The organism is Pseudomonas reactans (assembly GCF_013387025.1).
Taxonomy (GTDB): domain Bacteria; phylum Pseudomonadota; class Gammaproteobacteria; order Pseudomonadales; family Pseudomonadaceae; genus Aquipseudomonas; species Aquipseudomonas reactans.
In genome coordinates this window covers 166,375-184,598 of record NZ_JACAQP010000042.1, presented here as the reverse complement: position 1 = coordinate 184,598, position 18,224 = coordinate 166,375, and the positions used below count along the sequence as shown (strand labels likewise).

The 18,224-nt window shown below is 55.1% G+C and carries 19 protein-coding genes and 1 pseudogene; 7 read left to right on the top strand and 13 right to left on the bottom strand.

The window, feature by feature from the left end:
• The coding region (locus HX793_RS28910) for a hypothetical protein (RefSeq protein ID WP_178905562.1) at nucleotides 1-1,377 on the top strand (1,377 nt) is incomplete at its 5' end.
• A 25-nt stretch (nucleotides 1,378-1,402) separates the two neighbouring features.
• Here the strand turns inward: HX793_RS28910 and HX793_RS28905 are convergent.
• From HX793_RS28905 to HX793_RS28885, 5 genes and pseudogenes are all read right to left on the bottom strand, one after another.
• Nucleotides 1,403-2,290, bottom strand: a complete 888-nt coding sequence (locus HX793_RS28905; protein ID WP_177061022.1) for a RepB family plasmid replication initiator protein — start codon at nucleotides 2,288-2,290, stop codon at nucleotides 1,403-1,405.
• Between the two features lie 1,288 nt (nucleotides 2,291-3,578).
• Nucleotides 3,579-3,806, bottom strand: a pseudogene (locus tag HX793_RS28900) (PA0069 family radical SAM protein); the annotation flags it as partial.
• An 81-nt stretch (nucleotides 3,807-3,887) separates the two neighbouring features.
• Nucleotides 3,888-5,183, bottom strand: a complete 1,296-nt coding sequence (locus HX793_RS28895; RefSeq protein ID WP_177096687.1) for a cytochrome c — start codon at nucleotides 5,181-5,183, stop codon at nucleotides 3,888-3,890.
• A gap of 12 nt (nucleotides 5,184-5,195) precedes the next feature.
• Nucleotides 5,196-6,980, bottom strand: a complete 1,785-nt coding sequence (locus HX793_RS28890) for a GMC family oxidoreductase (protein WP_177096685.1) — start codon at nucleotides 6,978-6,980, stop codon at nucleotides 5,196-5,198.
• A 2-nt stretch (nucleotides 6,981-6,982) separates the two neighbouring features.
• A complete protein-coding gene (locus tag HX793_RS28885; RefSeq protein ID WP_177096683.1) occupies nucleotides 6,983-7,735 on the bottom strand; it encodes a gluconate 2-dehydrogenase subunit 3 family protein in 753 nt (250 codons plus the stop codon).
• Nucleotides 7,736-7,966: 231 nt separating this feature from the next.
• Here HX793_RS28885 and HX793_RS28880 point away from each other — a divergent pair, with 231 nt between their 5' ends.
• Complete coding sequence (locus HX793_RS28880) at nucleotides 7,967-8,623, top strand: phosphatase domain-containing protein (protein ID WP_025999923.1); 657 nt, start codon at nucleotides 7,967-7,969, stop codon at nucleotides 8,621-8,623.
• Between the two features lie 112 nt (nucleotides 8,624-8,735).
• Here the strand turns inward: HX793_RS28880 and HX793_RS28875 are convergent, their stop codons facing one another.
• Together HX793_RS28875 and prlC are read right to left on the bottom strand one after the other, a co-directional pair.
• Entirely contained in the window at nucleotides 8,736-9,011 is a 276-nt protein-coding gene (locus tag HX793_RS28875; protein ID WP_010207776.1) for a YheV family putative zinc ribbon protein, read from the bottom strand.
• Nucleotides 9,008-11,107: an oligopeptidase A gene (gene prlC / locus HX793_RS28870; RefSeq protein WP_177096681.1), complete on the bottom strand. Its 2,100-nt coding sequence runs from the start codon at nucleotides 11,105-11,107 to the stop codon at nucleotides 9,008-9,010. The genes HX793_RS28875 and prlC overlap by 4 nt, the downstream gene beginning before the upstream one ends.
• Nucleotides 11,108-11,161: 54 nt before the next feature.
• On the opposite strand from prlC, the gene HX793_RS28865 reads away from it, so the two are divergent.
• Nucleotides 11,162-11,704: a gamma carbonic anhydrase family protein gene (locus tag HX793_RS28865; RefSeq protein ID WP_016978759.1), complete on the top strand. Its 543-nt coding sequence runs from the start codon at nucleotides 11,162-11,164 to the stop codon at nucleotides 11,702-11,704.
• A complete protein-coding gene (locus HX793_RS28860; protein ID WP_177096680.1) occupies nucleotides 11,701-12,360 on the top strand; it encodes an HAD family hydrolase in 660 nt (219 codons plus the stop codon). Before HX793_RS28865 ends, HX793_RS28860 begins: the two co-directional genes overlap by 4 nt.
• Nucleotides 12,361-12,436: 76 nt before the next feature.
• Here the strand turns inward: HX793_RS28860 and HX793_RS28855 are convergent, their stop codons facing one another.
• A complete protein-coding gene (locus tag HX793_RS28855; RefSeq protein WP_177096679.1) occupies nucleotides 12,437-13,480 on the bottom strand; it encodes an aminopeptidase in 1,044 nt (347 codons plus the stop codon).
• A 142-nt stretch (nucleotides 13,481-13,622) separates the two neighbouring features.
• On the opposite strand from HX793_RS28855, the gene HX793_RS28850 reads away from it, so the two are divergent.
• Nucleotides 13,623-14,045, top strand: coding sequence for a PA0061/PA0062 family lipoprotein (locus HX793_RS28850; protein WP_016978756.1), 423 nt, complete (start codon nucleotides 13,623-13,625; stop codon nucleotides 14,043-14,045).
• On the opposite strand, the gene HX793_RS28845 is transcribed toward HX793_RS28850, so the two are convergent.
• Nucleotides 14,046-14,285 carry a DUF1161 domain-containing protein gene (locus HX793_RS28845; protein WP_016969660.1) on the bottom strand — a complete coding sequence of 80 codons (240 nt, stop codon included), beginning with the start codon at nucleotides 14,283-14,285 and terminating at the stop codon, nucleotides 14,046-14,048.
• Nucleotides 14,286-14,394: 109 nt separating this feature from the next.
• Entirely contained in the window at nucleotides 14,395-14,826 is a 432-nt protein-coding gene (locus HX793_RS28840; RefSeq protein WP_016978755.1) for an OsmC family protein, read from the bottom strand.
• Between the two features lie 217 nt (nucleotides 14,827-15,043).
• Between HX793_RS28840 and HX793_RS28835 the strand changes: the two genes are divergently transcribed.
• A complete protein-coding gene (locus HX793_RS28835; RefSeq protein ID WP_016978754.1) occupies nucleotides 15,044-16,045 on the top strand; it encodes an LLM class flavin-dependent oxidoreductase in 1,002 nt (333 codons plus the stop codon).
• A gap of 186 nt (nucleotides 16,046-16,231) precedes the next feature.
• On the opposite strand, the gene HX793_RS28830 is transcribed toward HX793_RS28835, so the two are convergent.
• Together HX793_RS28830 and HX793_RS28825 are read right to left on the bottom strand one after the other, a co-directional pair.
• Complete coding sequence (locus HX793_RS28830; RefSeq protein ID WP_177053894.1) at nucleotides 16,232-16,459, bottom strand: DUF1161 domain-containing protein; 228 nt, start codon at nucleotides 16,457-16,459, stop codon at nucleotides 16,232-16,234.
• Between the two features lie 115 nt (nucleotides 16,460-16,574).
• Nucleotides 16,575-16,790: a dodecin gene (locus tag HX793_RS28825; RefSeq protein ID WP_007953919.1), complete on the bottom strand. Its 216-nt coding sequence runs from the start codon at nucleotides 16,788-16,790 to the stop codon at nucleotides 16,575-16,577.
• A 156-nt stretch (nucleotides 16,791-16,946) separates the two neighbouring features.
• Here HX793_RS28825 and HX793_RS28820 point away from each other — a divergent pair, with 156 nt between their 5' ends.
• Nucleotides 16,947-17,273, top strand: coding sequence for an ElaB/YgaM/YqjD family protein (locus HX793_RS28820; protein ID WP_003170746.1), 327 nt, complete (start codon nucleotides 16,947-16,949; stop codon nucleotides 17,271-17,273).
• On the opposite strand, the gene HX793_RS28815 is transcribed toward HX793_RS28820, so the two are convergent.
• Entirely contained in the window at nucleotides 17,270-18,166 is an 897-nt protein-coding gene (locus HX793_RS28815) for a LysR family transcriptional regulator (RefSeq protein WP_177096678.1), read from the bottom strand. The two genes, HX793_RS28820 and HX793_RS28815, sit on opposite strands and share 4 nt — an antisense overlap.
• Nucleotides 18,167-18,224: the final 58 nt, after the last annotated feature.

Below are 18,224 nucleotides of genomic sequence, written 5' to 3'. Positions count from 1 at the left end.
GTCTTTTTCAGAGTTTCCTTAAAGACTAAATTTAAAGATTTTAGCGATGAGCAGCTTAAAGACATAGTAAGGCAAGCGGTAGAATTCAAACCTGAAAGAATCACCCACAGCCTAGCATGGGTTGGCGAACGAATTGACTTTGAACCAAAAATTAAAACCAAAAAAGACACAATGCAATGGAGATTAAAGAAATACGAAGCACAAGAGCATTCAAATATTATTCGTTACTATTCAGTATCTAAAAAGGGTTATGAATACGATAAGTTTTCATACGACAAAGAAAAACATTCTGTTTCTGTTTATGAAGTAACTCCATCAACGGTGCGTGATGCCTTAATTGTGCTAATCAATAATTCACCTTGCGAGGCAATCAAAACAGAATCCACCAACAAGAATTTTTGTATTGAAAGCATTAAGCAATCAGTTGAATTAGGTTTGTTTGATAAAGAAGGCTTTCAATATCAAATGCCCAACGTAAAGGACTTTTCAGCAGAAGATATTAAACAGTTGAATGATTACCTACGTGAAAAAGGCAAGACAGAAATTGAAATCAAGGAAGTTGATGGTGCCTTGCTAGCTATCGCCAAGGTGGAAAAACCAGTCATAGAAGCCGTTCACGAAGCCGCAGAAGCACCAGAAACAGCTATCCCGTCCAAAGACACACCAGCAGCACCAACACCGCTAGAAATGGCTGATATTGGGCCACAGATACAAGACATTGACGAACCTACAACGTCAAAGCCAGTTGAACAGGTGGTGTGGCAAAATGGTGATAATGAGTTCGAAAATCAAGAACAAGAAAATCAACATGACGATTTAATTGATTACCTTAATGAAGATTTTAATAATGAACAATTAACATCATCGGAACCACAAACCATTGATGCATCTAGCTATGCTGATTTGATTGATGATTTAATATCCGATTATAAAGAAAGCTGGTTTATATCAGGTATTATTGACAGCGTAATTGAGGCGTTAGATGGAAGTATTGAAGGAGAACCCAACGATATACATGCATTGATTTTGGACCAAATCCAAAATAATGAAGTTGATAATGAGCTTAAAACAGTTGTGCTTGAACGATTAGAAAATGCTTTGATATGCGATATTGAGCACGAAGTTAATTCATTGAAAAAAATGCATTTGCCGGGAAATTCAAGCCATAGCATCGATGAGCATAGAGTGTTTGACAAAAAATGTATTCCAAGACTATTAAACGAGGAACAAAAAAGTCAATATATGCATAGGCAGAACATATACCAACTTAAAGACAGGCTTGAAGAAATCAATCCAGATGTAGCAGACGACATGAATTATGCCATTAAACAGCGATTCCAACATGGTTCAGAGTATAAATACGCACATAACAAATAAAGCCCCTAATGGGCTTTATTAGATTTTAGAATGGTAATTCTTCATCGCAGAGAGATAAATCCTTTATAGTAGTCTTATGCTTTACTATCGGAATACTTGTGTGGTCTTGCAAAGGGCATTTTCTTATTTTGTCAAATTCAACCGTATAGCCAACCAATCCGTTCCCTTTTTTAATTGTTCCAACGTCTTTTAAAAATCCTATTTTGATAAGTTCGCCGTGTGCCTTTGCAATTCTCTTTAACACATCCTTGCGATTGTATTTTTCAGCATTTAAACGTTTTATAATGTCGGACACTTTAAACTCTACTACCTCATTAAACCTATTGGTTAAATAGAACATATACAATGCTTTTGCATAATCTCCTTTAATATCTTTGAATTCAGTAAGCTTAAAGTTGAATATTAGGTCCGGGTCATGCTTGTAAAAATTCTCAAAGAACCTGCTGAATGTTATTTTTATTTCTTCTCTGCATTCTTCATTTTCTTCAACATGCGTAAGCAAGTGGCACTTATATGTTTTGGGGCCATACGAAAATCTCAAATAGAAATCCAGCATGTTATCAAGCGAGTTTTTAAGTTTCTCTATATAAACCTTCTTGTTACTTGGGTGAACTTTGTGGAACTCCATAAACTTATTGATGTTAATAGTAAATGATAAATTTTCAGACTTTATTTTCTTTTGCAGGATATAGAAAAATACGTCGAAATCAAAATCTACTGATAACGGATAAAAACGCATCTCTACATTTTTGAACCCGTAAAGGCTATCAATTTGTAAGTTTATTCTTCTACGCTCACCATTCTTCACAGACTGAAATATGGGAAGATGAAGAATTGACTTCGCAATAGTCATGTAACCATTCTGTGCATAAACTATTTTATCTGTTTCTACTGTCTTAAATAGATAATCCATCGCATTCCTTTTATTGTTTGTATAAGGATATTAGAGCATGGATTTTATTTAAGTCAATAGAAGTACCGACACCTCGTATTAAGATGCTTAATATGATTAGGCTGCATTATTTTAACGCCACATATTTGACACTTTAATGCTACATATAACGAACCCCTTATCTGCATGGGACGCCACATATATCTGCATATAACGAACCCCCTATATGCATATAACGAACCCCCTTACATGCATATAACGGACCCCCTATATACATATAACGGACCCCCTATGGGTTTAAATTTTGGCTTACTCTCAATTCAAAACGGACCTCTTAAATACTTTTAAATACTTTTAAATACTTTTACAATCAAAATCCAAAGCTATGCCCCGTTCGGGGCGAAAAGTCAAAAGCATCTGGGAAAGGCGAACGAAGTTCGTAGATTTGAATAGCGAAGCGATGCAAATCATAAAACGAAGTTTTCCAGTGCTTTACTACCGTGTATATGACACTTTGAAAATTATAACCTCCTTGCCTATCGGGTTGAACTGGGAATAAAGTCAAAAGCATCTGGTAGCTTCGCTTTTAGAAAAGCAACGAAATGTTTTTAAAAATACAGCTCATGCAAATAAGGTTTTTAGAGTGGTTAAGTGTTTTACGCCACCATAATATCAATTGATTGAGATAATGAGTTTTACGGTTGTTTTTGTAAGTTGTGAATTATTTTGAAGTCGAGTGGCAGGGTTTGAAAATTTTCATTTTTTGGGGTGGCTACCCCACACGCTTAATGCTGAAATTAAACTGGGAGCGATTTTTGAAATTTTTCGATGATTTTTTTTGAGCAGTTAGTTGCAAAACTCAATTAAGGAAAAGTTAAATAGGGTTGACAGGTAAATCGGAATAAAGTCGGACTATAAATTATATTTTCGTTTTGCTATTGACAGAGTTTTTTGCCGTATTTAAGCCATAAATAGAGGGTTGGGGAAAGTTGAAAACTCAATAATTTGATGTAAATTTTTAAAAAATTTTGAATTTTTTTTATGAAAAAAGCATTTTAATGTTGCATGCTGAGAATGACGTTATGGATCAAAAAAAGACTGTTTTTGATTTAGCACAAATTTAACGTTTAAAAAAAGCTTGTGATTTTTAAAGCGAAGCGAACCCCAGAATAGGCGAGCCACTGCACGCCTTGATTTAGTATTGTCCCAGCACTCAAAACCACCTCGATCCGAAAAACAAGCCATTTTTCGGGCGTCTCGCAATCGGGAAGCCCGCTTTTGACGTGGAACCTATCATTGAACATAGCCAGCCGTGCTCGCAGCCACGATAAGGGTTGATGGAGCGATCGAACGGCAAGTCCGGCGAGTTGTTGCGGGTGATGATGCTCTTGGCCGTCTCGATACGCACTTCGGTTCCCTGGGTCGGTGGCACTTCCTGAAACCAGCCATCATCCTCGGCGACGCTCACCGTAGGCGCAAAGCGGTTATGCAGGTTGGTGGCCGTGCCCCGGCCACGGGGCGGCAGCGGAGTAGACATGAAAGCGCCTCGATACTGTTTTTATATACAGTATCGAGGCGTGAGGGTTCTGACCAGTGCCGTTTGGCGGTCAGGCAAGCCTCAGTGCTTCTGCGTCACTTGCCCCAAGTCATCGCCGGAGGTGGTACGCATATCGTTGTGGCGCAGGTCCTTCACATCGCTGGCCTTCACCGGCGCGCCCTGATTGCCCCAACTGCCGCGGATGAAACTGACCACATCCGCCACTTCCTGGTCCGACAACCGCCAGGCGAACGCCGGCATGGTGAAGGTCGATGGTGCCGCGTGGGTCGCCGGCAAAGTGCCGCCGTTCAACACGATGTTGATCAACGACGTGACATCCGCCGTTTGCAACACTGGGTTGCCCGCCAGCGCCGGAAACACCCGCGTGTAGCCATGGCCGTCGGTACGGTGGCAAGCAGCGCAATTGTCGATGTACACCGAGGCGCCGCGCTGGCTGTCATCACCTTTCCACAAGGCATCCGCAACCTGTTTGTCGTACTGGTGCGGTGTGTCCTTGGGGTCCACTGCCGGCAGGCTTTTGAGGTAACGGGCGATAGCAGTCAGGTCATTTTCCGACATGTACTGCATGCTGTGGACGACAACATCACTCATGCCGCCAAACACCGCGCTGCGATCACTGCGGCCGGTCTTGAGGAATTGCACCAGTTGCTCCTCGCTCCAACTGCCAAGGCCGTCCTTGTGGTCACCGCGCAGGCTCTTGGCGATCCAGCCTTCCAGCGGCGCACTGCCGGAAAGGAAGGCATTGCCGTCGGCGGCACTCAAAGCTTTTTCCTGCATGGTCAGGGCACGTGGCGTATGGCAAGCGCCACAGTGTCCGAGGCCTTCCACCAGGTAAGCACCGCGGCTGATCACCGGGTCGGCGGCCTGCGCCTGATGCTCTTCGACAGAAGGCGCAAACATCCAGCGCCATGCCGCCAACGGCCAGCGCATGCTCAGGGGCCACGGAATGTCGCTGTCCTTGCTCTCCTGAGCGACGGGCTCGACACCTTTCATGAAGTACGCATACAACGCCTGCATATCGCTGTCGCTGACGCGTGCGTAAGACGGGTAGGGCATCGCCGGGTAAAGGGTACTACCGCTCTTGGCGACGCCATGGCGCACGGCCTTGTCGAAGTCTTCGAAGCTGTAGTCGCCCAGGCCGGTCTTGTCCGGGGTGATGTTGGTGGAGTAGATCACGCCAATCGGGGTTTCCATTGGCAGCCCACCCGCGAACGGCTTGCCACCCTTGGCGGTGTGGCAGGCCACGCAGTCGCCAGCGCGGGCCAGGTATTCACCTTGTTTGATCAGGTCGGACTCAGCCGCGCTGACCGAGCAACTGCTGAACAGCGCCAAGGAGGCGATAACGAGTGCTTTCATGGTCATCGCTCCTTATGCCTGAACCAGTGGGCCGGGGTTTTTCAGGTACTGCTCGCGGATCGCTCGGGCGGACCAATAGGTCAGCGCCGCCACCAGACCAGTAGGGTTGTAGCCCAACCCTTGCGGGAACGCGGATGCGCCCGGGACAAACACGTTGTGCACATCCCAGCATTGCAGGTAGCGGTTCAATGCACTGGTTTTCGGGTCAGTACCCATGATCGCGCCACCGTTGAGGTGGGTCGTCTGGTAGGACGCGGTATTGAAATGCTCACCGACTTTCTTGCCGAGCACGGCAATCGCCTTGGGGTTCATCGCCTCGGCAACCTTGCCCATTTTCTCGACCATGAAACGGTTCATTTTGATGTCGTTTTCCTGCCAGTCGAACGTCATCCGCAGCAATGGCAGGCCGTAGGCATCGCGATACACCGGGTCCAGATCCAGGTAGTTGCCCCGGTAGGATTGATGGGCACCGTGGGCATCCATCGACACTTGGTGCGTGTAGTAATCGGCGGTGGTGCGCTTCCACGCGCTGCCCCAGGCCGGGGTGCCCGGCGGGTTGGACGTACCGGCAATCGGCCGGCTGCCCGCCTGGTTGACCCACATCGGCGAACCGCCCACAAAGCCATGGGGCCCGTGGTCGAAGTTGTCGGCGTTGAAGTCATCAATGGCCACGCCATTGCCGCCCGCACCGATAAAGTTGTTGGTATGAGTGTCCTTGTCGAAGAACGCCTTGATGGTTGCCATGTTCTGGTAGGCGAAGTTCCTGCCCACCACGCCTTCATTGGTGATCGGGTCGTAAGGCTTGCCGATGCCGGAAAGCAACATCAAACGCACGTTATGAAACTGGAACGCACCGAGGATCACCAAGTCCGCCGGCTGCTCGCACTCACGGCCCTGGGCGTCGATGTAAGTCACGCCAGTGGCCTTGCTCTTGGTGCTGTCGAGGTTGACCTTGAGCACATGGGAATTGGGCCGTAGTTCAAAATTCGGCACCTGACGCAACGCCGGCAGAATGTTCACGTTCGGCGAGGCCTTGGAGTACATGTAGCACACGTAGCCGCTGCAAAAACCGCAGAAGTTGCACGGTCCCATCTGAGCGCCGTAGGGGTTGGTGTAAGGCCCCGAGGTGTTGGCAGACGGCAGGTTGTAGGGTTTGTAACCGACGCTGGCAGCCGCTTTCTGAAACAGCTGTGCGGAGACGGTGTTTTTCTGCGATTCCAACGGAAACGGGTTAGAGCGGTCCGGCGCATACGGGTTACCGCCACGCCCTTCGCCAACCAGTTGGCCTTTCACTGTCCAGGCTTGGCCGGAAGTGCCAAACACTTTTTCCGCGTAGTCGAAAAACGGCTCCAGCTCTTCATAGCTCACGCCGAAGTCCTGGATGGTCATGTCCTTGGGAATGAAGTTCTTGCCGTAGCGCTCTTCATAGTGGCTGCGCATGCGCAACTCGATCGGGTCGACACGAAAATGCACGCCCGACCAGTGCAGGCCCGCGCCGCCCACGCCATTGCCCGGCAGGAACGCGCCCAGCTGACGGTTGGGCAGGGCCACGTCATTCACGCTGTGGCGAATGGTCACCGTCTCTTTGGAAATGTCCTGGAAGAGTTTTTTACGCACGCTGTAGGTCAATTCGTCGATGACCTGGGGATAGTTGCCGTCCGGGTAAGTGTCCTGCATCGGGCCGCGCTCCAGCGCTACCACGTTGAGGCCCGCTTCCGTCAGCTCCTTGGCCATGATCGCGCCGGTCCAGCCAAAGCCGACGATCACTGCATCGACTTTCTTCATGATGGTCGCCACGTTTATGCCCTCTCGCCGCGGATGGAAACTGCCGGGAAGGGGTACTGCTCGTTGCGCTCAACCCAGTCCATGAAGTCGGCGCGCGCGCCGGGGAAACCGATCATGGTCCAACCGACCATGCCTTTGTTGCCGCCGTGGATCGGGTCACAGAAGAACCCCTCCTTGGTATTTTGCAACAGCAGATTGAAGAACAGCTTTGGCGGCACCGCCTCGAAATGCGTCGACACTTCACTGCCGCCTGCTTCCAGACGCCGCAACATATCGTCTCGGGTAGCGCTGTCTTGCGCAGCAAAAACTTTGCCGTTGAAGGCTTTCGACCAAGCATCCGTCGCGGCAATGCCCAGGCGATAGATGTCTTTGGGCACCAATTTGCTCTGCCAACCCATCTCCGGCGGCGCGTCGGCATTGAATGGGCCTTGCATGAACCACAGGGCACCACTGGCGTATGGGGTGTTCATCTGGCGGTCGATGTATTCCGGCGCGCCGGCTTCCAGAGCGCCTGGACCTTGAGCATCGGCCGGGATCAATTGCGCGACGGCAGCATTGATGAACGCCCATTCCTCGGCGGTGAAGTAAGTCGGCTCATAAGCCTTCTCACTGGCTGTGGGCTTGGCCGTTGCCGCCCGGGCGGGTTCAGGCGTAGCCATGAGCATCGAGCCGCCAAGCCCGGTGCTGGCGACCGTGACCACCGGGATCAAGGTCAAGGATTTGCGCAGAAAGTCACGCCGGGGGTTGTCTTGATCTTGATCAGACATGGTGGCACCTCATCATGTGGTCACGGGTTTATCAGCCGGCTTCTGGTGAGCGGCTTGGCCTTTTCAGGCAATCAATAGTTACAAATGATAGCAGGCTACGCATCGTGGGAATCGTTTCAGCGACTAAAGACTGAGGATTCACGATTCTTTGACGCCCCCCTCACGCCTCATTGACCCCCAACAGACGAACCTGAGCGCCATTCGCCCCACTCCTGTTCGGTTATGTCACACATGCTCAAGAATCAATGGTTGTCGGGCTTCGGCCTTGCACTCGTCGCGCTGATCTGCGGCGCTTACGCTCACGCCGACGAGCCCATTTCCATTCGGTCACCCGAGTGGGCACAGCCCGTGGGCAATCAATACAACCTGCACCAGATGACGCCCACGCTCTATCGCAGCGCGCTGCCGGATAGCAACGCCGTGCCCATGCTGAAGGCGTTGAAGATTGGCACCGTGATCAACTTCCTGCCTGAACCCGATACCGACTGGCTCAAATCCCCCGATATCCGACAGGTACAGCTGACTTATCGCACCAACCATGTGGATGATTCCGATGTGTTGGCCGCATTGAGAGCCATCCAGGAAGCCGAAACCAACGGCCCGGTGCTGATGCATTGCAAGCACGGCTCTGACCGTACCGGCCTGATGGCGGCGATGTATCGGGTGGTGATTCAGGGGTGGAGCAAGGAAGATGCGCTGAACGAGATGACCTTGGGCGGCTTCGGCACCAGCAATGGCTTCAAGGACGGCGTTCGCTACATGATGAGGGCCGATGTCGACAAGTTGCGTACAGCCTTGGCGAACGGCGATTGCAGCACCAGCGCGTTTGCGCTGTGCTCGATGAAGGATTGGATCACGACCTCCAGCAAAGCGGAGGAACACCTGTAGGAGCGAGCTTGCTCACGAAGAACCAAAAGGCGCCGCATTTATCCAGGATAAGCGCGTCATCGTTAATGTTCTTCGCGAGCAAGTTCGCTCCTACAGTGACTCGTGCGGTTTCTTAGTCTTTTTTCAGCTTCGGATTAGGAAAGAACTGCACCGCCTGCACCTTGGGGTCCGCCGGCGCTTTCAACGCAGACGTATTCACCCGCGTGCCCAATTCCTTGGGCACCGACAACCCCTGGTCATTCAGCGTGTCGGTATAACCGCAGGCCACGCACTCGCGATGGGGCACGTTGTCCTCGGTCCACATCTTCAACTTGTCCGGCTCGCTGCACGCCGGGCAGACCGCCCCGGCGATAAATTGCTTTTTGGTGATCACAGGCCCTTCGCTCATGCTGCCGCGTCCTCACTCAGGCCGCTGTGGCGCAAGAGTGCGTCAATCGACGGCGCACGTCCGCGGAAGTCGACGAACAGCACCATCGGTTCCTGGGAACCGCCACGCGCCAGGATCGCTTCGCGGAAGGCGCGGCCGGTCTCAGCGTTGAGCACACCCTCTTCTTCAAACTTGGAGAAGGCGTCCGCCGACAACACTTCAGCCCACTTGTAGCTGTAGTAACCCGCGGCATAACCGCCAGCGAAGATGTGCGCGAAACTGTTGGGGAAACGGTTGTAGGCCGGTGGACGCATCACTGACACCTCATCGCGCACGCCTTCGAGCACCTGGGCCACGCTGCGACCATCACCGTGGGTGGCGTGCAGTTCGAAGTCGAACAGCGAGAATTCCAGCTGGCGCACCATCATCAGGCCGGACTGGAAGTTCTTGGCCGCGAGCATTTTTTCCAGCAAGTCCTGGGGCAGTGGTTCGCCGGTCTCGTAGTGACCGGAAATCAACGCCAAGCCCTCTGGCTCCCAGCACCAGTTCTCCATGAACTGGCTCGGCAACTCCACCGCATCCCACGCCACGCCGTTGATACCGGACACGCCCGCGTGTTCAACACGGGTCAGCAGGTGATGCAGGCCGTGGCCGAATTCGTGGAACAGGGTGGTTACTTCATCGTGCGTCAGCAGGGCAGGCTTGCCGCTGTCGGCCGGGGTGAAGTTGCACACCAGGTTGGCCACCGGGCTTTGCAGCACGCCGTCGATGGTGCGACGACGGTCACGAGCGCCGTCCATCCAGGCACCGCCACGCTTGTTGGCGCGGGCGTAGAGGTCGAAGAAAAAGCGACCGACGTGCTGGCCGTTTTCCTTGATTTCAAACAGGCGGACATCCGGGTGCCAGGTGTCGAAGCCTTTCTGCTCGGCGATCTCGATGCCGTACAGGCGCTGCACAATGGCGAACAGGCCGCCCAGCACCTTGTCGATCGGGAAGTAGGCGCGCAGCGCTTCCTGGGACACGCTGTAGCGCTGTTCGCGGAGTTTTTCGCCGTAGAAACCGCTGTCCCAGCTTTGCAGGTCGGCGCAGCCTTGTTCGGCGGCGTAAGCCTTGAGCTGTTGCAGGTCCTGGGCGGCAAACGGCTTGCTGCGCTTGGCCAGGTCACGCAGGAAGCTCAACACCTGGTCGCTGGACTCGGCCATTTTAGTGGCCAGGCTCAGTTCGGAGAACGACGCATAACCCAGCAGCTTGGCCAGCTCCTGACGCAGGTCGAGGATCTGTTCCATCACCGGGCCGTTATCGTTCTGACCGGCATTCGGGCCTTGGTCCGACGCACGGGTGCAGTAGGCCGCGTAGACTTCTTCACGCAGGGCGCGGTCCTGGGCGTAGGTCATCACCGCGTAGTAGCTTGGGAATTCCAGGGTGATCAGCCAGCCGTCGAGGCTTTTAGCCTGGGCGGCGGCAGCCATTTGCGCCTTGGCCGAATCGGTCAGGCCGGCGAGGATGGCTTCGTCGGTGACGTGTTTGGTCCAGGCCTGGGTGGCGTCCAGCAGTTGGTTGGAAAATTTGCTGCCCAGCTCGGACAGTTTGCTCTGCACTTCGGCGTAGCGTTTTTGCTGCTCCGGCGGCAGATCGATACCCGACAAGCGGAAGTCACGCAGGGAGTGTTCCAGAATGGTTTTTTGCGCCACGTCGAAACCGGCGGCTTCCGGGCTGTTGGCCAGGGCTTCGAAGGCCTGGAACAGTGCACGGTTCTGGCCCATCTCGGTGGAGTAGGCGCTCAACGCCGGCAGGCAACTTTCGTAGGCTTCGCGCAGTTCAGCGCTGTTGCACACGGCGTTGAGGTGGCTGACCGGGCTCCAGGCGGCGCCCAGGCGGTCATTCAGTTCGTCCATGGCCAGCACCAGGCCGGCCCACGTCGGATTTTTCCCCTGGCTTTGCAGGATGCCTTCGATGGCGACACGGTTGTCGGCGAGGATCTGTTCGATGGCCGGCTGGACGTGCTCGGCACGGATCGCCGAGAACGGCGGCAGGTCGTAGGACTGCAGAAGCGGGTTGTTCGCGCTCACGGTTGGCACCTTGGCTGAAGAAACATGTAAGAACAAAGATGGGGCCATCTTAATTACAATCAACGTCCACCGCAGCTATCAGCAGAAGAGAGAGAGGCTATCGTGACCCTTCGCACCTATCAGAACCACACGCCAGCCCTGGGCGCCGGGGCTTTTGTCGATATTTCGGCGGTGGTGATCGGCGATGTCGAAATCGGCGCCGACAGCTCGGTCTGGCCGCTGACCGTGATCCGTGGCGACATGCACCGCATCCGCATCGGTGCGCGCACCAGCGTGCAGGATGGCTGCGTGCTGCACATCACCCACGCGGGTCCCTTCAATCCGGATGGCTTCCCACTGCTGATCGGCGACGATGTGACTATCGCCCACAAAGTCATGCTGCATGGCTGCACCGTGGGCAACCGCATCCTCATCGGCATGGGCAGCATCGTGATGGACGGCGCGGTGGTGGAAGACGACGTGATCATCGGCGCCGGCAGCCTGGTGCCGCCAGGCAAGAAACTCGAAAGCGGCTTCCTGTACGTAGGCAGCCCGGTTAAACAAATCCGCCCGCTGACTGACAAGGAACGCGCCTTTTTCACCTACAGCGCCGCGAACTACGTGAAGCTCAAAGACCTGCACCTGGCTGAAGGATTCGACAGATGACCCTGCATTACCAAACCGTGCTGTTCGACCTGGACGGGACCCTCACCGACCCGCGCGAAGGCATTACCCGCTCGATTCAGTATGCCCTCGGCAAACTGGGGATCGACGAGCCGGACCTGACCAAGCTGGAGCACTTCATCGGCCCGCCGTTGCTGCAAGCATTCATGCAGTTTTACGGCTTTGATGAAGCCAAGGCCTGGGAGGCGGTAAATTTCTACCGCGAGCGCTTCAAGGTGGCCGGTCTGTATGAGAATCAGGTGTTCGAAGGCGTGATGCCGCTGCTGGAGGAATTGAACAGCCAGGGTCGCCAGCTCTACGTCGCCACGTCCAAACCTTGGGTATTCGCCCGCGAGATCGCGCGGCACTTCGATTTTGCCAAGCACTTCAAGGTGATTTACGGCAGCGAACTGGACGGTACGCGCACCAACAAGGTCGAACTGATCGCCCACCTGATGAGCGAGGAAGGCCTGGACCCGGCTACCACCCTGATGATTGGTGACCGCAAGCATGACCTGATCGGCGCACGCAGCAACGGGCTGGATTCGGCGGCGGTGGGGTATGGGTTTGGCAGTTTTGAAGAGCTGAATGCTGAGGCGCCGACTTGGCATTTTGAGACGTTGGCGCAAATGCACCAGGCATTTTTGCAGCGGCCTTGAGACTGCTATCGCCGGCAAGCCAGCTCCTACAAAGATCGCGAAACCCTGTAGTAGCCGGCTTGCTGGCGATAGGTCCCTAACGACCAACACCCTCCAACTGCCTCAACGCCGCCTTGCGCTGCTCCACCGGCAACCTTCCCAACCGTTCCACCTCCTTATAAAACCTCACCCAATCCCCACCTTCCCGCGCAAACAGCGCTGCAAACGCCGGCACCCACTGGTCATACAGCCCGAACGGCAACAACCGTGCGTTGTTCATCGGTTGGTTGATCCACGCGTCATAACGTTTATCCCCGCCCCACTGACTGTCGCGCAATTGCCGATACTCGCTGCGCAAGTGCTCGAACTCGGCCGCCTTGGCCTGACGCATCGCATCAGCGGCCAACGGTTGGGCATAGAGCTTTTCCAAACGTTGCCGGGTATCGAGAACCAACTGGATAAACTGATCACGCTGCTTCGACGTCGACAGGCTCTGCGGCGCCAAACCCCGCGCAGCACGCCATTGCCGTGTGCCTTCCTGCTCAACGAAATTGGCAAACGACTCGTTGAACTCGGTGTCGTCCTTTACATAAAAACGCTGGTGCGCCAGCTCGTGGAAGATCAGCGTGGCCAGGCGCTCATCGCCCCAGTTCATCATCGAATTCATGATCGGGTCGTTGAACCAGCCCAACGTGGAGTAAGCCTCCACGCCGCCGATCGACACGTCCATGCCACGCTGCTTCAACAACGCCGCCTCGCCGCGCGCCGCACCTTGGTTGTAATAGCCGCGATAAGCCACACAACCGGCAATGGGGAAGCAATGGGTTTCGGGGGACAGGGAAAATTCCTGCGTGGCAAACACATTCCAGACCACATAGGGCCGACCGATATCGGCGTACAACCTGTAGCTCTGGTTGTTCGGCAGATGCAAATGCTCACTGGCGAAGGTGCGCGCTTTTTGTGATTGCGCCAGGTGTTCGCGTAACAGCGGTGGGCGGGAAGGGTCGGCAATGACCTGCGCCACCGGCTCTCGGGCCCGCAACAACTGCCACTGGCCGCTGGCCAACTGGCTGTAATAACTGACGCTGGAGCAGCCGCTGAGCAGCACAACCATCAACCCTGGAAGAAAACGCCTGACCATGCCCCGACCGCTCCTGGGTAATTTGCCCGCCAGACTATCGCGCCTGTGCGGAATTTTTCCATGGCATGACGTGTTTATACTCATAGGGAGTCTGCTGCCATCGGCGCCAGGCTCAATACTTCCTTCCCATTGAGTGCCTGCCATGCGCCAGCTCTTGCTTCCCGTTGCCGCCCTGTTCCTCGTTGCCTGCACCACAACGCCGGTGCCACCGAAGGATCCGCAACAAGCCTGGGTCGACTTCACCACGCCGACGCCGGGGTCCAAGCTGGTGATGGCGCAGCGTTTGGACGGCAAGAACCTGGAGGACGGGCGTTACTTCCAATTCCCGCCCGGCCATCACGAACTGATGGTGCGCTTCGACTTTGAAGTCCCGGCTGGCGGAGGTTTGGGTGGGCTCAGCCAGATGATGTATCGCACCTGTTTCATGACCCTGGAATATGACCACTTCCAGGCCGGCCAGCGTTATGTGCTGGAAGGGCGCTCGTTGGCCTTCACGCCGAATATCCGGTTGTATGACTCGGCGCGTCAGTTGCTCGCAGAAGAACGTAGCGTGAACTGCATCTGATCAGTCGTTGTTTTTCTGGTAGATGATGCGCTTGGTGCCGTTTTCGCACGAACCGACAATCATCGCGCTGTCGTGATTCTTGGCTTCTTCGGCGGTAATGATTTCCAGGGTGTACGAAGGAATCGCTTTGGCCTGGATCTTTACTTCAATCTCTTTCCTGAGCTCTTCACAATCTTTTGGCGCGGCCACGGCCGAAGTAGCCAATACACCGCAGATGATCGCCAAGGCAAAACGTTTCATGTGTGAAGCTCCCTGAATGCACTGCGCACGGGTGTGCGCCTAGGCTGGAGGCTATTCGATCACATTTGGGGCTTCAGGAGCGAGCGTGCTCGCTCCTGAAGTAGAGGGATTAGCCGACCAGCGTGGCATCCAGGCTGATTTTCGCATTCAGCACCTTGGACACCGGGCATCCTTCCTTGGCCTTTTTGCTCAATTCATCGAACTGCGCCTGGTTTGCACCCGGAATCTTGGCCTTGAGGATCAGGTGCACGGCGGTAATCGCAAAACCACCGTCGACCTGGTCCAGGGTCACTTCGGCCTGGGTGTCGATGCTGTCAGCCTTGAGCCCGGCATCGCCGAGAATCATGGAGAAGGCCATGGAGAAACAGCCGGCGTGGGCCGCACCGATCAGTTCTTCCGGGTTGGTGCCCTTGCCACCCTCGAAACGCGCCTTGAAGCCGTAGGGCGCTTCACGTAGCACGCCGGTCTCCGTGGAAATGGAACCCAGGCCCGTCTTCAGGTCACCTTCCCAATGCGCGGATGCTTTTTTCACGATACTCATAGCGGTCTCCTCGAACGGTGGTTTTGCGTCAGTAAGGGTTCTGAGAGTAGTCGGACTGGCAAAGTTCATCCTGTCGGAGAAACCTAGCAATACAGTAGGAATTTTCCTAGCGTGCTATTGAATCTCGGGTATATGCCCTTATTGCATGGGTATGCACATGAAGCGGCAGGTTTTGGTTCGTCTAAAAAGCCTGCGGCCCCCTTGGAGAAGCAGGCTTATGAAATCGCTGTCCGACGTAAAGTTTTCAACCCTCGACCTGGTGCCCGTGCGCGCCAATGGCAGCCCGGCGCAATCGTTGCGCAACTCCCTGGACCTGGCCCAGCACGTGGAAAAGTTCGGCTACAACCGTTTCTGGGTGGCCGAGCACCACAACATGGACGGTATCGCCAGTTCGGCCACTTCGGTGCTGCTGGGCTACCTGGCAGGTGGCACTTCGACGATTCGTGTCGGTTCCGGCGGTGTGATGTTGCCCAACCACGCGCCGCTGGTGATTGCCGAACAGTTCGGCACCTTGGAGAGCCTCTACCCCGGCCGTATCGACCTGGGCCTGGGCCGCGCCCCTGGCTCCGACCAGATGACCGCACGCGCCCTGCGCCGTGAACGCTCCGGCAGCGCGGATGAGTTCCCGGAAGACGTGGCTGAGCTGATGGCTTACCTGGGCCCTCGCACCCCCGACCAACGGATCATCGCCGTGCCTGGCACCGGCACCAACGTACCGGTGTGGCTGCTCGGCTCCAGCTTGTTCAGTGCACAGCTGGCAGGCGAACGCGGTTTGCCCTACGCCTTCGCCTCGCATTTCGCACCCCGCCTGATGCATGAGGCGATTCGCGTGTACCGCAATCACTTCAAACCGTCAGCCGTGCTGGATAAACCCTACGTGATGCTCGGCATTCCCCTGGTCGCGGCAGATACCGACGAGCAAGCGGACTACCTGGCTACCTCCGTCTACCAACGCATCCTTGCGCTGATGCGCGGGCAAAGCCTGGTGCAGCGCCCGCCGGTAAAAACCATGGACGGCCTGTGGCTGCCCCATGAAAAAGACGCGGTCGGCAGCTTCCTGGGCCTGGCAATGGTCGGCGGCCCGGCAAAGATCCGCGCCAAGCTGGAGGTGTTGATCGAGCAGACCGGCGCCGACGAGCTGATTTTCACCAGCGACCTGTACGAACACGCCGACCGGATTCATTCCTACGAACTGCTGGCGCAGGTGATGAAGGGCTAAAACCTTCAGACGAAAAAAACCGACGCTGTGGCGAGGGAGCTTGCTCCCGCTGGGCTGCGTAGCGGCCCCAGAAAAAGCCGGCTCCAGCTGCGCTGTCGAACGGGACGGTTCGACGATTCGACAAGCTCCCTCGCCACAGCAAGCTCCCTCGCCACAAGAGCGTCGGTTCATGTCTGGAGCACGGGATTAACCGCGCTTGTAAGCAATTTCCTTGGTACCGGCTTCGCAGCTACCGACTACTTTGTAACCTTCGGCTGCAGCGCCTTTATCCACCACTTCCAGCGAATAACCGGAAGCGCCCTTGGCGTCGATTTTCGCTGCAATTTCGCTTTTGAGCTCTTCACAAGGCTTGCCCGCCGCCAGGGCCGTGCCTGCAATGCTCAACAAACCTACCGCTAACAGGAACTTCTTCATCCGTTACTTTCCTTGCGCTGATCGAAAAGAGCGTGCCGACGCTTGTGGCATCGGCACCCATTGGTTGTAGCGCAGGTTATGGCAATCGGCCAGTCAGCAAGTTCAACCGATGCGATCAACTACTGGCAATTCGGAACCCCACCTTGAGGGTGACCTGAAAGTGCGCGGCCTTGCCGTCCTTGATGTGCCCACGGGTTTCAGTCACCTCGAACCATTCCAGATGCTTGATGCTCTTGTTGGCCTCGGCCAGCGCATTGTTGATGGCGTCTTCGATGCTGGAGGTGGACGAGCCCACCAGTTCAACTTTCTTGTAGGTATGATGATCACTCATGGCAGTTCTCCTAAGGGTCGTTAAGCAAGCGTAGCAGTCAATGTTCGTACTGCTTCTGGCGACTGTTCGTACCCGAAAGTTCAGATTTACTGCACTTTCTGAAACGGCCGCAGTCGGTATCTACACATGCCACTCAATCACTTCAGGAGAGTCCACATGGCCAACACTTCTTTACGCAAAGCGTCGCTGGAAAGCATGGAAGCCGAGATTTCGAGCCTGCTCAAGTCTTTGGAAAGCCTCAAGGACGATGCATCCGACGAGTCGCGCAAAACCTTGAAGGCCCTGAAAAGCAATGCCGAGAATGCCCTCAAGCATTCCCGCCACCTGATCAGCGACGCCTACGAAGAAAGCAAAGTCAAAATCCGCGAAACCGGTGTTGCAACCCGGGACTACGCACAAGAGCACCCATGGACTACAGCCGGCGTTGCTGTCGGTGCGCTGGGCCTGCTCGCGGCTTATCTGCTGTGCAAACGCGGCGATTAAACCGGTTCGCGCAGTAGCTCAGCCTTGAGCCACTGCGCCAGTTGCCCGGCGCGCCCATCGGCGGCGCGCTTGGGCAGCCACAGCGCCAGGTGCGCCGGGGTTTCGCTGAAACCCCACGGCGCCACCAGGCGACCCGCACGCAAGTCCTCGGCCACCAGCGGCTGCGGGGCAATCGCCACGCCCAATCCTGCTACTGCCGCTTCCAGCAAATAATACAAATGCTCAAACCCCTGACCGTGCTTCAGCGCGCCGGGCTCGATGCCGTGCTGCGCCGCCCAACTGGGCCAAGCTTGCGGGCGTGACGTGGTGTGCAACAGCTTTTCACCACACAAGGCCTCGGCGGGCGCCTCGCGCAAGCGCTCATAGCCGGCAAAGCGCGGGCTCATCACCGGGCCGATGCGTTCACTGGCCAGCTCATACACCTGCATATCCGCCGGCCATGGCGGCTCAGCGAACACCAACAGAGCGTCCAAGCCTGGGCGGCGCGGGTCCAGATCCCCATCACCCGCCGACAGGTGCAGGCGCAGGTCCGGCAAGTCCGCATTCAAGCGGCCCAGGCGCGGGATCAACCAGCGCGCCAGCAGGCTGCCCGAACAACCGAGTACAAAAGGCGCGTCGGCGCTGGCCTGAGTCAGCTCGGCACACACATCCCTCAATCGCTCGAAGGCCTCGGCGCTGGAATCCCGCAGCCGAACGCCCGCATCTGTGAGTTTAAGGCCGCGACCTTCCTTGACGAACAGGCTGATCCCCAAATGCTCCTCCAGCACCTTCAACTGGCGGCTGACGGCACCGTGGGTCACATGCAATTGCTCGGCGGCCTGACTGACGCTGTTCAAGCGCGCAGTCGCTTCAAAGGCACGCAGGGCGTTGAGGGGCGGAAGGTCTCGGCTCATCTGTGAGTTTTCCTGACAGGTTGCGGCGATCTTATCGGTTTTCAGCGTAGAACGTCAG